We start from the raw sequence: 12,951 nt of genomic DNA on the forward strand, positions 1-12,951 counted from the left end.
TTCGTCTCATAGTCCTATATAACACCGGAGATTAACCGTCATGAAGAAGCCGTTCTACAAGGTTCTGTACGTGCAGGTCCTGTTCGCCATCGCCTGCGGCGTGCTGCTGGGGTACTTCGAGCCCAAGCTGGGAGTCGATCTCAAACCCCTTGGCGACGGCTTCATCAAGCTCGTCAAGATGATCATCGCGCCGGTGATCTTCTGCACCGTGGTGCACGGCATCGCCGGCATGCAGGACATGAAGAAGGTCGGTCGGGTCGGCGGCAAGGCGCTGCTGTACTTCGAGATCGTTTCCACCTTTGCGCTGATGATCGGTCTGGTAGTGGCTAACGTTGCCAAGCCGGGCGCCGGCTTCAATGCCGACGTGACCACCCTCGACACCAAGGCCATCGCCGACTTCACCGCCAAGGCCCATGCTCAGAGCACGGTGGAGTTCATCCTCAATATCATCCCGAACACCTTCGTCGATGCCTTTGCGAAGGGTGATATCCTGCAGGTTCTGCTGCTGGCCATCCTGTTCGGCTTCTCGCTGGCCGCGATGGGTGAGAAGGGCAAGCCGGTATTCCAGTTCGTCGAGCAGATCTCCCACGTGATGTTCGGCATCGTCAATACCGTCATGAAGCTCGCTCCGCTGGGCGCCTTCGGTGCGATGGCCTTCACGATCGGCAAGTACGGCGTGGGCTCCCTGATTCCGATGGCCAAGCTGATGGGTTCGTTCTACCTGACCTGCATCCTGTTCATCTTCATCGTGCTGGGCACCATTGCCCGCTACACCGGTTTCAACATTTTCAAGTTCGTCAAGTACATCCGCGAAGAACTGCTGATCGTGCTGGGCACCTCGTCCTCCGAGTCTGCCCTGCCCAAGCTGATGCAGAAGCTCGAGAAGATGGGCTGCGCCCGCTCCGTGGTTGGCCTGGTGGTGCCCACCGGCTACTCCTTCAACCTGGACGGCACCAACATCTACATGACGATGGCGGCCCTGTTCATCGCCCAGGCCACCAATACCGAGCTGACCCTGTCCCAGGAGCTCTCCATCCTGGTGGTGGCGATGCTGACCTCCAAGGGCGCCAGCGGCATCACCGGTGCCGGCTTCATCACCCTGGCTTCCACGCTGGCCGTGGTGCCGACGATCCCGGTGGCCGGCATGGCGCTGATCCTCGGTATCGACCGCTTCATGAGCGAGGCCCGTGCGCTGACCAACATCATCGGCAACGCGGTTGCCACCGTGGTGGTGTCCCGTTCCGAGAACGAGCTGGACATGGATCGGATGAACAAGGCCCTGAACGGCGTGCTCGACGAGGATTCGAACGGCGACAAGCCGCTGGCCGCAGCCGCCTGATCCGGTCGTCTTCTCCAGCAAAAAAGCCAACCCCGCGGGGTTGGCTTTTTTGCGTCCGTCGGTGGGGCGAATGGACGCGCCCCACCGCCCGGGCGTGCTCAGAAGTGGTACTCGACGCGCACCATCGGGGTCTTGGCGAAGGCGCCGTCGCCGGCGGCCTTGGTGTGGTCGTTGCCGAACTTGTTGCGCCAGTACTGGTATTCCAGGCCGGCCTTGAAGGTGTTCTTGGCGGCGCCGATGTGCGGGCTGACGTCGTACATGACCTGCATGTCGATGTTGGTTTCCGGCTTGGTACCACCGCCGAATTCGTCCTGCCCCTTGCTGGCGATGAAGTTGGCGAAGCCTTCGAAGGACAGCGGAACCGGGCCGAGGTTGAAGGGGATGCCCCAGGCCGCCGTCAGCATCGGGTGCACGTCGTAGCTGTAGCGGTCGGTCTGGGTGCTGGTGAATTTGTTGTAGGGCGCATTGCTTTCCCACAGGTAGAGCAGGCTCACGTTGAGGAAGCCGGGGACGTCCATCATCAGCGTCGGGCCGGCGACGAGCATGCGCTTGCGGGAGTTGTAGCCGGCGTCGTTCTTGTCATTCACGTCGAAGCCGCCGGTCAGGCCGAGGCCGCGCACCGGGCCGAACTTGAAGTCCTGGCCGGTGATCTTGCCCAGGTCCAGGGTGTGCCGATAGACGATGTAGATTTCCTGGGCGCCGGACTTGGAGCCGGGGCCGACCGGATCCTTGCTGTCGGACAGGAGGAGGTCCACGTTCAGGAAGTTGGTGCCGTACTTGTAGCCGCTGGCGTGGGTCAGGTTGACGATGCTCTTGTTGATGCTGTTGCTCTCGTACGGTTCGGCGAACTTGGTGCCGTAGCGGTAGCCGATGGAGGTGTCGCTCCAGTCGGCGGCGGTGGCCGTGCCGGCACAGGCAGCAAGGAGGGACGCGGCGAGGATCGTCTTCTGCGAGAACTTCATGGTGGCTCCTGATTGGTCGATTCGAGGGATCTGTAGGTGGTCCGCGTGACTAGGCACGGCGACGCCTTGAAGCCGAATCTAGCAGGAGCCCGCTATGGGCATGGCGATATCCATCATCACCGAAAGAATATAGTTGATGGTGTATATCCATTTGAAAATAAAGAATCTTTGTTGTTTTTAATATGTTATTGGAATGCACTCTGCGGGTGCGCGGAATAGCGTTTTGCACCATGCGGGGGCGTATTCTGGCGGCTTTTCCGGTGAGATTGCGGCCTGAATCCGGGGCGGTTCCGTCGTGAGGATTTAAAGACATACAAATCAATGGCTTGGAAATTGGCATGGAGATTGCGGAAAGAAGGCGAGACGCACCATTCGACGTCCTCGTCCAATCATTTCCGGAGTTTCTGCCCATGCCGCACCGTTTCCGCGCATCCCGTCGTCTGCTTCTGTCCGCCGGGTTTGCCGCCCTCGCCGCGCCCCTGCTGTCCGCCCCCGCTTTCGCCGAGGAGCCGGTGAAGATCAAGTTCACCCTCGACTGGCGCTTCGAGGGGCCGGCCGCGCCCTTCCTGCTCGCCAAGAGCAAGGGCTACTTTGCCGCCGAAGGCTTGGACGTGACCATCGACGCCGGCAACGGCTCGGCCGGCGCTGTGACTCGCGTGGCGACCGGCGCCTATGAAATGGGCTTTGCCGACTTCAATGCGCTGGTCGAATACGACGCCAAGACGCCGGGCTCCAAGATCCAGGCGGTGTACATGGTGTACAACGCCACGCCGGCGGCGGTGTTCGCACTGAAGAAGAGCGGCATCACCAAGCCTGCCGACCTGGCCGGCAAGACCCTCGCCGCGCCGATCTTCGATGCCGGCCGCAAGGCCTGGCCGGCCTTCGCCAAGTCCAACAAGCTGGGCGTCGAGGCCGTGAAGTGGCAGTCGGTGGATCCGGCGATCCGCGAGACCCTGCTGGCCCGTGGCGATGTGGACGGCATCACCGGCTTCTACTTCACCAGCTTGCTCAACCTGGAAGCCCGCGGCGTGAAGCCGGCCGACATCGTCGCGCTGCGCTACCCGGACCACGGCGTCGAGCTGTATGGCAATGCGATCATCGCCAGCCCCAAGTTGATTGCCGAGAAGCCCAAGGCCATCGAGGGCTTCCTGCGCGCCTTCAACAAGGCGCTGAAGGAAACCATCGCCCGGCCGGAGGCGGCGGTGCCGGCGGTGAAGGAGCGCGATCCGCTGATCGATGCGGGCCTCGAGACGCGCCGCCTGAAGCTCGCCATCGAGTCGAGCATCGTCACGCCGGAAGTGAAGCAGATCGGCCTCGGCGCGGTGACGCCGGACCGCCTCAAGCGCTCGATGGCGGAGACCGCCGAAGCCTACGCGCTGCCCAAGGTGCCGTCGGCCACCGAGCTGTTCAACGCCGCCTTCCTGCCGTCCAGGGCCGACCGCAGCCTGTAATCCGGGCGCTGTCGCTACGTGTTCCTGCGGGTGCCCAAGGGGGCCCGCAGGTTCCCCTTTTGCTTTTGAAAGACACCCATGTCCTTCGTCAAATTCGAGAACGTCGATCTCGCCTATGCGCCGGGTGGTGCGCTGGCCATCGAGGACGTCAGCCTGGAGGTCCGCGAGGGCGAGTTCGTCGCCGTCGTCGGCCCGTCCGGCTGCGGCAAATCCACCCTCATGAAGCTCATTTCCGGCCTGCGCATGCCATCCGGCGGCTATGTCTACGTGGATGGCCGCCAGGTCGGCGGGCCGCTGAAGATCGTCGGCATGGCCTTCCAGAACGCTAACCTGCTGCCCTGGCGCACGACCCTCGACAACGTGATGCTGCCACTGGAGATCGTCGAGCCTTACCGCTCCACGCTGAAGAAGGAGCGCACGCGCTATGAAGCCGAGGCGCGCCAGCTGCTCGCCAAGGTCGGCCTGGCCGGCTTCGAGGACAAGTTCCCGTGGGAGCTGTCCGGCGGCATGCAGCAGCGGGCGTCGATCTGCCGCGCGCTGATCCACCAGCCGCGCCTGCTGATGCTCGACGAGCCCTTCGGCGCGCTGGACGCCTTCACCCGCGAGGAGCTGTGGTGCATGTTGCGCGACCTGTGGCAGTTGCAGCCCTTCACGGTAATCCTCGTCACCCATGACCTGCGCGAGGCGGTCTTCCTCGCCGACACCGTTTACGTGATGAGCAAGCGGCCGGGCCGCGTGCTGGTGCGCCGGGAGATCGACCTGCCACGCCCGCGCGACCTAGATGTGACCTACACCGACGCCTTCGCCGGCTACGTCCATGAATTGCGCGAGCACATCGGCCGCGTGCGCGCATCTTGAAAGGCCTGCCATGAAACCCAATCTCGTCAAGGCCGCCCCGTGGCTGGTGGTGGCCGGCATGTTCCTGCTGTGGGAGCTGATCTGCGTCGGCTTCGACGTGCCCGAATTCCTGCTGCCGGCGCCCAGCGCGGTGTGGCACGTGGGCGTCGAGCAGTTCGCGCCGATCATGATGCACGCCACCCAGACCTTCCTCACCACGCTGGCCGGCTTCGCCATTGCGGTGCTGGTGGGCCTCCTGATCGGCATGGCGGTGGGCTCGTCGCCGCTGCTCTACCGGGCCATGTATCCGCTGCTGGTCGGCTTCAACTCGATCCCCAAGGTGGCCTTCGTGCCGGTGCTGGTGGTGTGGTTCGGTATCGGCACGGTGCCGGCCATCCTCACTGCCTTCCTGATCTCCTTCTTCCCGGTGGTGGTCAACGTGGCGACCGGCCTCGCCACGCTGGAGCCGGAACTGGAGGATGTGCTGCGTTCGCTGGGTGCCTCGCGCCTCGACATCCTCGCCAAGGTCGGCCTGCCGCGGGCCATGCCGTATTTCTTCGCGTCCCTGAAGGTGGCGATCACGCTGGCCTTCGTCGGCTCGGTGATCGCCGAGACGGTGGCGTCGAACCTGGGCATCGGCTACCTGATGATGTCGGCCAGTTCGTCGATGAACATGCCGCTGGTGTTTGCCGGGCTGATCGTCATCGGTGTGATGGGCGTGGTGATGTACGAGCTGTTCGCCTTCGTCGAGAAGCGCATGACGAGCTGGGCCCACCGCAACCCGAACGGCGCGGCGTGACACGGGCGCTCGCTCAGGCCTCGGCTTGGGCGAGCGCCACCATCAGCGACTGGCCGATGTCCCGGTGGTTGCGGATTTCCTCGGTGATCTGGGTGACCACCGCGACGCGCTCACGGGCGCTGTCCTGGATCGCCTGCATCGCCGCCTCGGCTTCGGCGGTGGCGCTGCGCCCGGCACTGACCGCGGTGCTGGCGCTGAGTACCGACGTGGACGCCTGCGATGAGGTGTGCTGAAGCTCAGTCGCGATGCCGCCGATGCGGTCGCTGGCGGCCTTGGCCTGCTCGGCCAGCTTGCGCACTTCGTCGGCCACCACGGCAAAGCCGCGGCCCGCATCGCCGGCGCGTGCTGCTTCGATGGCCGCGTTGAGGGCCAGCAGGTTGGTCTGGTCCGAGATCTGCGTGATCAGCGCGACGATGGCCGGAATCTGGCCGGACTGGACGGCGAGGGTGTCCAGGTCGGCCTGCACCCTGGCGAGGCATACGCCGGCCCGTTCGATGTCCGTCTTGGCGCTACTCATGTGATTCCGCCCGGCCGCCACTCGGGCCCCGCTGGCTTCGGCGAGGCGGTTGGCATTGGCCATGTCGGCCAGTGCCTGGTCCACCGACACGCCCAGCTCGGCGGCCAGGCGGGCGGCATCGGCGATGGAGGCCGAGACGGCCGCGCTGCGGGGATCGTCTGCCGTGGCGGTGTCCGCCTGCAGGGCTTGGCGTGCCGTCTCCAGATCCTGGCGCAAGGCCTGGTTGGCGGTTTGCGCTGCGGCCAGTTCGTCGTGCAGGCGCGGGAGCAACTGGCGATGGATGCCCCGCCTTTCGGAGCGGTGGCCCAGGCCGGCCAGCAGTGCGCACAGCGCGGCGGCCGCGGCGCAGGCGGTCTGCGCAACGCCGTTCGGCAACACGGCTGCCGCCCCGGCGAGGAGGACGGCGGACAGGCAGATCGGGGTGTTCTTGTCGAAGGTCTGGGCGTTCGGCATGGCGGGTGTCTCGTCGGGCAGGGTGGATGTCGATGTCAGGGCAAAAAAAGACCCGCTTCCGCGGGTCGAAATCCCGATTCAGCTTTTCTGGACGATCGACGCGCACGCGGATGTCAGAAACGGGAGGGAGAGGCGCTGAACCGGGGACAGAGGCGAACATCAGGCAACGTGAGGTGAGGATGCCCGCCGGTCGAGCATCTGGTCACATTCACGCTATCCGCTGCTTGATGAGCAGAAAGGGTGCCAGCACTGGCGGGAGATGCCGGGAAAAGCGCCCGACCCAGTCCGGACGGGGGATGCGCGGCATGGGAGCGTTTACAGGCCGTGGCAGAGCTGCTTGGCCTGGGATTGGATTTTAATCAAATGATCTAATCGATAGATAAAATATCGGTATCGATGCATCACTTGATGCATCGGCAGCGCGCCGCCGGCTACGGTCCGCCGATGTCGGGGTGAAGCGTGGGTGTTCAGGCCGGCGTGGCGAGTTTCTCGAGGAGCTGCGGCTTGACCTGGGCCAGCCAGGTATCGAGGCGCTCGTTGGTGAACATGCCCTGGGTGCGCTCGTCGATGACCAGGCCGACGAAGCGCCCGTCCTGCACTGCCGCGGAATGCGCGAAGGTGTAGCCCTCGGTGCTCCAGTCGCCGATGATCTCCGCGCCGAAGCCCTTGAAGACATCGTGGAGGCGCAGCAGGGAGCTGGCGAAGCGGTCGGAATAGCGTTCCTGGGCGCCCAGGCCGAAGAAGGCGATGCGCTTGCCGCTGAAATCCGGCGTGCCGCTTTTCGCCAGGAACTCTTCCCAGTTCGGCTCCAGGCAGCCGGCGCTCTTGCCGGGAATCTCGCCGACGCCGTAGCTCGGCGTACCGAGGATCAGGGCGTCGTACTGGAGCATTTCCGCCATCTCGATGCGGTTCACATTGACGGGCTTGCTGGCGATCTCGTCGCCGAGCTTCTTGTGGATTTTCTTGGCGATGAGCCGGGTGGTGCCGGTTTCGGTGCCGAAAAAGATGCCGATGGTTTTCATGATGGATTGTCGTGAACGCGACTCGTATTTGAGGGATCACGGCTTCCAAGCAGAATTCATACCCTTCGGCCCACAGCGGCGTGGTGCCGTTTGCTGATACTTGTTGACCTTCATGTCAGCTCGGCTATAATCCGCCTCCTTCTGTGCACCCGTTCCAACTGTTGTATCCATGGGTCGGGTTGAGCAAGGATGCCTTGGTGGTGAAATTGGTAGACACGCTATCTTGAGGGGGTAGTGTCGAAAGACGTGCGAGTTCGAGTCTCGCCCAAGGCACCAATAGCTGTTCCGCAGTATTCCGAATCAGGCCGGCAAGCCAAGAGAAATCAAGGGTTCCGGCCTTTTTTGCGTCCACACGCGCCGGCTCGCCGGCGTGGTGTTCCCGCTATTTTTCCAGGCTTTCCAGAAAGCGCTGCCGCGCGGCTTCCAGTTCGGCGCGGCCGAAGTCGTCCGTCAGGCGCAGGCAGGTGCCGTAGAAGGCGTCAAAGGCCTGGCGCACGGCGTCGGCGTCCACGCTGCGGCTGATGGTGGGCGCGGCGGGAGGCGGAATGCCGTCCACGGGCTTCAGCACCGCATAGCGCGGGATCATGCGCTGGCCGCCGCTCTCGGCGCTGGCGGTCATCGGGCCGGTCTTGGTGTAGATCTTCCCTTCGAATTCGAAGCGGGCGCCAAGGGGAAGCTGGGACAGTTTCATGGGCTGTCAGTCAATGAAAAGCGGTGATTTTAGAATGTTGCGAGTGTGAGCCGGGTTTGGTTCCGGGATTAAACCGCTGGCCTGTTTGGCTCAATAACCCAGCGCCCGGTCGATGAAGTGCTTGGGCACCCGCGGCCGGGGTACCTTGCTGTCGAACCAGCTGCGTACGTCCTGGTCCAGCCCGATGCCGTGCATGTAGTTGTAGAGGGCCTTGTTCAGCGCGATGCCGAGGGCGTCGTGGTCCACGCCGGTGGGGTCGATGAAGCCGACGTCGTTCTTGGCGAAGCTGATCGGCGGCAGGGGCTTGAGCTTGACGCCGTATTCGGCGGGGTTCTGGCCGACCGGCGAGTGCACGGTGCACACGAAGCGGTGGAAGAAGCCGGACTGGATGCAGCCGGCGTCGAACAGCTGGCGCACGTATTCCAGCGCATCCACGGTGTCCTGCACGGTCTGCGTCGGGAAGCCGTACATCAGGTAGGCGTGCACCAGGATGCCGGCGTCGGAGAAGCCCTTGGTGACGCGGGCCACCTGGTCCACCGAGACGCCCTTCTTCATCAGCTTGAGGAGGCGGTCGGAGGCCACTTCCAGGCCGCCGGAGATGGCGATGCAGCCGCTGTCGGCGAGCTGCTGGCACAGCTCGGGGGTGAAGGACTTCTCGAAGCGGATGTTGCCCCACCAGGAGATCGAGCGCTGGCGGCGCGCCAGTTCGGCGGCGAGGGCTTTCAGCATCTTCGGCGGGGCGGCCTCGTCCACGAAGTGGAAGCCGGTCTGGCCGGTCTCGGCGACCACCGCTTCGATGCGGTCCACCAGGATCTCCGCACTGGCGGCGTCATAGCGGCCAATGTAGTCGAGGCTCACGTCGCAGAAGCTGCACTTCTTCCAGTAGCAGCCGTGGGCCACGGTGAGCTTGTTCCAGCGTCCGTCCGACCACAGGCGATGCATCGGGTTGAGCATGTCGAGGATGGACAGGTAGCCGTCCAGCGGCAGGCCGTCCCAGGTCGGCGTGCCGACTTCGGCGAAGGGGATGTCCGCTTCGGCCAGGTTGATGTAGCGCACCTGGCCGTCTTCGCGCAGGTAGGTGCGCACCAGGCGCGATGCACCGCGCTTGCCGTCCAGGTGTTCGAGCAGGGCCAGCAGCGGGCGCTCGCCGTCGTCCAGCGTGAGGTAGTCGAAGTAGTCGAAGACGCGCGGCTCGGTCAGCTCGCGCAGTTCGGTATTCACGAAGCCGCCGCCGAGCACGGTGACGATGTGCGGGTGGGTGGCTTTGATGGTCTGGGCGATGCGGAAGGCCGCATACACCGAGCCGGGGAAGGGCACCGACAGCAGCACGACGCGCGGCTGGTGGCGGGCTACGGTTTCCAGCGTGAGGCGCTGGAGGGTCTCGTCCACCAGCGTCGGCGGCGCGGCGAGGGCCCTGGCCAGCGGTTCGAAGCTCGGCTGGGCCATGGCCAGGGACTCGGCGTAGCGCACGAACTCGAAGCGTGGATCGCCGGCCTCGCGCAGCACGTCGGCCAGGTCGTTGAGGTACAGCGTCGCCAGGTGGCGGGCCTTGTCCTGCACGCCCAGCGCGCCGAAGGCCCAGGCCAGCGGATCGCCCCCGTCCGGGTCGTAATATACGTCGAGGGACGCAAAGCGCGGCCCTTCGGGCAGGAAGCTGCGGCTGGCGATGCGGTGGGCAAGGGTCGGGTCGCGGCCCTGCAGGAAGCCGAGCGCCGGTCCGACGGTGGCGCGGTAGCGTTCGAAGGCGCCGTCGAAGGTGTGCAGCGTCGTCGAGCGCTTCTTGTCCGGCAGCGCGCGGACCTTGTCGCGTAGCGCATCCAGACCGGCGGCGGAGAACAGTTCCAGCACCAGCTTCAGGGCCAGGTCGTCCTGTACCGCGTCTACGCCGCGGCTGCGCAGGAAGCCGGTCAGGTAGGCGGTGGACGGGTAGGGCGTGTTGAGCTGCGTCATCGGCGGGATGAGCGACAGCACGCGGAGGCCGGGGCTTGCGGTCATGGCGGCGGCCGGGCTGGAGGCCCGGAAGGTGGTGCGATCGAGGCCCGGAATGATATCAGTCCGTCGCCACCCGGTTCCGCCCCGCTTCCTTGGCCACGTAGAGGGCCTTGTCGGCCCGGTCGATGAGGCGCTGGTAATCCGGATGGCCGTCGCTGCCGGCCAGGCCAATGCTCATCGTGACACGGATGGTCTCGCCACCGGCCAGGAAGACGTCGCTGTCGCTAATGCGCTGGCGGATCTTTTCGGCAACGGAGACTGCCCGCGGGATGTCGATCTCGGCCAGCACGGCGAGGAATTCCTCGCCGCCGTAGCGGAATACGAAGTCACCGGCGCGCAGTTGTCCGACGATCAGCCCGGCGATCTGCTGCAGTACCCGGTCGCCGGCGTCATGGCCGTGTTCGTCGTTGATGCGCTTGAAGTGGTCGATGTCCATCATCAGCACGCAGAACGAGCACTCGTGTTTGCGGGCCAGGCTGATCTCACGACGCAGGATGGACGGCAGGAAGCGTCGGTTGAAGAGGTGTGTCAGCACGTCACGGCCGACCTCCAGTTCCATGATGTGGTCGAACATGTTGCGCAGCAGGTACTTCAGTTCCTCAATTTCCACCAGCACCGCGCGGGTCAGCTCGCGGTTGTCGCAGCTGTCCGGAACCGTGTCCCGCTCGTCGCTTAGGCGCGGAAACAGGGACTGGTCGATGCGCTTGACACAGGCCTCGATCAGCGGCAATTCGCGGGTGTCCTCGAAAAGCAGCGGTGCCTTGTGGTGCAGCCACAGTCCGAACTCGGAGTCCTGCAGCGTCGGCATGTCGTGAAAGGGGGCGCCGGAGGCTAGTAGGCGGTACACGCGGGCTTCCCACTCGAGTACTGCGACGGATTGCTTTTCACGCTCAAGGGCCAGGTTGCGGCCGGCCTCGTGCATCTTGTAGGCCTCGTCGGTGCGGGCGCTGCGTTCGGCGGACAGGATGAAGGCCGAACTCATCTCCTCGAAGGCGATGTCGGTCAAGTGGTCCACATGAAGCACCGCATGGACCAAGGCTTCCCGGTCGAGGTCGGTGGCGATCAGGCGGGCATTGATGGCCTGCTTGAGGAAGCGGAAGCCCCGTGCCACCAGTTGCACCGGGATCTGTGCGCGGGCATGGACTTCGCCCACGTGGCGCTGCAGGGCGAGGGCGGAAACCAGTTCCTCCACGCTGTGGTGGCAGAACAGCATTTCCATCCAGCGCTGTAGGCCCGGTTTGAGGTGGGCTTCGACTGCTTGTGTCGACAGAAACTGGGCGGCGGCTGGGTCGGCGAGCATCTGCTTGTAAAAGCGGTCGGCCAGTTCAGCCTTGTCCCGCTTGATGATGCCGGTGACAGCCGCACGGATGGCGTCCGATGAGGTCTCGGCCAGGCGCTGCCAAGTCTCGGCAGCCAGACGAGGAGTGTGAGGCATGCGTGCGCTCCCTGTTCTTTATTGTTTTTGGGACTCGACGATAAGCGCCGGAGCCCAATGACGCAAGGGAGTTTTACCCGTTAGGGATGAATCAGGCCTCTGCTGATCGGACTGTGCGGCGCCGGTAGACGAGGCCGGCGCCAATCGTCAGCAGGCCGCATGCGACCAGCGTCGGGCGCACGCCGAAGACGTGGGCCAGGCTGCCGACGCTGAAACTACCAAGCGGTGCGATGCCGAGGAAGGCCATTGTAAACAAGGCCATCACGCGGCCGCGGAAATCGTTGTCCACCTGGGTCTGGATCAGCGTGTTGCTGCCTGCGACCGTGATGATGATTACTAGGCCGAGGATGATCAGCACCGGTATTGCCATCCAGATTCCCGGCGACAGCGCGAACAGGGCTACTGCCGCGCCGGTCGCTGGTGCCGCCAGGCCGACCAGGCGGGCCAGCCCATCGGTGCCCTGGCGCCCGGCCAGGTACAGGCTGCCGAGGAGCGAGCCGCTGCCGGCGCAGCCGACCAGCAGCCCGAACAAGCGTGCATCGCCGCCGAAGATCTCTTTCGCGAACAGCGGCATCAGCACCACGTAGGGCGCGGCCAGGAAGCTGGTGGTGGCGACGATCAGCAGTGATGAGCGAATACCAGGATGTCCGGCCGCGTAGCTGAGGCCCTCGCGCAACGCTTGAAGTGGCGGCGCCGAGGTGCGGCGTTTGCCCTCGGCGGGCAGGCGGATCGCTAGCAGGGCCAGCAGCACCGCCAGGTAGGAGGCGGCGTTGAGCAGAAAGCACACTGCCTCACCGACCAGCGCGACGACGAAGCCGGCCAGCGTCGGGCCGACAAAACGGGCCACGTTCATCAAGAAGGAGTTCAGCGCGATGGCGTTGGGCAGGTCGTTCTTGTCGTCTACCAGGTGTACCGCGATGGCCTGGCGGGTCGGCACGTCCAGTGCGTTGATGCAGCCGAGGCCGAAAGCTAGCGCGATGAGGTGACTGGTGGTTGCTTCGCCACGCCAAGCCAGTGCGGCTAGTAGCAGCGCCTGGGCCATCGACAGGGCCTGGGTGGCAAGGAGCAGGCGGCGCTTGTCGAAGCGGTCGGTGATCACCCCTCCCATCGCGCCGAAGACGAGGATAGGGATCTGGCTCGCGAAGCCGACCATGCCGAGCACGAAGGCCGAGCCGGAAAGGCGATAGGCCAGCCATACCATGGCGATCTGCTGCATCCACGTGCCCGCCAGAGAAATCAGCTGGCCCGCGAAGTAGATGCGGTAATTGCGGGACTTAAGGGAGCGGAGGAATGTGGGCATGGAATGGCGGACCTGCGGCAGGAGCACGGGCTGCGCTCCATTTTAGCGCCCGCTATCCCGGGCGGCTTATTACTACCCTTCCCAACATTGACGTAAGCCTCGGGCCAATCCGCCTTGACCGAGAGCATCCGGGTGATGCTAGGCCCGAGAATT

At 64.6% G+C, this 12,951-nt stretch carries 11 protein-coding genes and 1 tRNA gene; 5 read left to right on the forward strand and 7 right to left on the reverse strand.

What is annotated here, in order from left to right; genetic code table 11:
* Window positions 1–40 precede the first annotated feature (40 nt).
* The gene (locus AC1PQG_RS26200; protein WP_481120638.1) at window positions 41–1,339 is read left to right on the forward strand and encodes a dicarboxylate/amino acid:cation symporter; all 1,299 of its coding nucleotides are present in this window, start codon (window positions 41–43) and stop codon (window positions 1,337–1,339) included.
* A gap of 98 nt (window positions 1,340–1,437) precedes the next feature.
* Here AC1PQG_RS26200 and AC1PQG_RS26205 read toward each other — a convergent pair whose 3' ends face one another.
* Window positions 1,438–2,301 carry a hypothetical protein gene (locus AC1PQG_RS26205; protein WP_481120639.1) on the reverse strand — a complete coding sequence of 288 codons (864 nt, stop codon included), beginning with the start codon at window positions 2,299–2,301 and terminating at the stop codon, window positions 1,438–1,440.
* Window positions 2,302–2,711: 410 nt separating this feature from the next.
* Between AC1PQG_RS26205 and AC1PQG_RS26210 the strand changes: the two genes are divergently transcribed.
* The 3 genes from AC1PQG_RS26210 (at window position 2,712) to AC1PQG_RS26220 (ending at window position 5,388) form a co-directional block, all read left to right on the forward strand.
* A complete protein-coding gene (locus AC1PQG_RS26210) occupies window positions 2,712–3,752 on the forward strand; it encodes an ABC transporter substrate-binding protein (protein WP_481120640.1) in 1,041 nt (346 codons plus the stop codon).
* Window positions 3,753–3,830: 78 nt separating this feature from the next.
* A complete protein-coding gene (locus AC1PQG_RS26215; protein WP_481120641.1) occupies window positions 3,831–4,610 on the forward strand; it encodes an ABC transporter ATP-binding protein in 780 nt (259 codons plus the stop codon).
* Window positions 4,611–4,620: 10 nt separating this feature from the next.
* A complete protein-coding gene (locus tag AC1PQG_RS26220; RefSeq protein ID WP_481120642.1) occupies window positions 4,621–5,388 on the forward strand; it encodes an ABC transporter permease in 768 nt (255 codons plus the stop codon).
* Between the two features lie 13 nt (window positions 5,389–5,401).
* On the opposite strand, the gene AC1PQG_RS26225 is transcribed toward AC1PQG_RS26220, so the two are convergent.
* The gene (locus AC1PQG_RS26225; protein WP_481120643.1) at window positions 5,402–6,358 is read right to left on the reverse strand and encodes a methyl-accepting chemotaxis protein; all 957 of its coding nucleotides are present in this window, start codon (window positions 6,356–6,358) and stop codon (window positions 5,402–5,404) included.
* A gap of 467 nt (window positions 6,359–6,825) precedes the next feature.
* The gene (locus AC1PQG_RS26230) at window positions 6,826–7,380 is read right to left on the reverse strand and encodes a flavodoxin (RefSeq protein ID WP_481120644.1); all 555 of its coding nucleotides are present in this window, start codon (window positions 7,378–7,380) and stop codon (window positions 6,826–6,828) included.
* Between the two features lie 191 nt (window positions 7,381–7,571).
* Between AC1PQG_RS26230 and AC1PQG_RS26235 the strand changes: the two genes are divergently transcribed.
* Window positions 7,572–7,656, forward strand: a tRNA-Leu gene (locus AC1PQG_RS26235).
* Window positions 7,657–7,762: 106 nt separating this feature from the next.
* On the opposite strand, the gene AC1PQG_RS26240 is transcribed toward AC1PQG_RS26235, so the two are convergent.
* The 4 genes from AC1PQG_RS26240 to AC1PQG_RS26255 form a co-directional block, all read right to left on the reverse strand.
* Window positions 7,763–8,071: a hypothetical protein gene (locus AC1PQG_RS26240; RefSeq protein WP_481120645.1), complete on the reverse strand. Its 309-nt coding sequence runs from the start codon at window positions 8,069–8,071 to the stop codon at window positions 7,763–7,765.
* 90 nt (window positions 8,072–8,161) lie between these two features.
* Window positions 8,162–10,066 carry a B12-binding domain-containing radical SAM protein gene (locus AC1PQG_RS26245; protein ID WP_481120646.1) on the reverse strand — a complete coding sequence of 635 codons (1,905 nt, stop codon included), beginning with the start codon at window positions 10,064–10,066 and terminating at the stop codon, window positions 8,162–8,164.
* Between the two features lie 55 nt (window positions 10,067–10,121).
* Window positions 10,122–11,498: a GGDEF domain-containing protein gene (locus AC1PQG_RS26250; protein WP_481120647.1), complete on the reverse strand. Its 1,377-nt coding sequence runs from the start codon at window positions 11,496–11,498 to the stop codon at window positions 10,122–10,124.
* A 91-nt stretch (window positions 11,499–11,589) separates the two neighbouring features.
* Window positions 11,590–12,798, reverse strand: a complete 1,209-nt coding sequence (locus tag AC1PQG_RS26255; RefSeq protein ID WP_481120648.1) for an MFS transporter — start codon at window positions 12,796–12,798, stop codon at window positions 11,590–11,592.
* Between the last annotated feature and the right edge of the window lie 153 nt (window positions 12,799–12,951).

This window comes from Zoogloea sp. GDB6 (assembly GCF_056724105.1).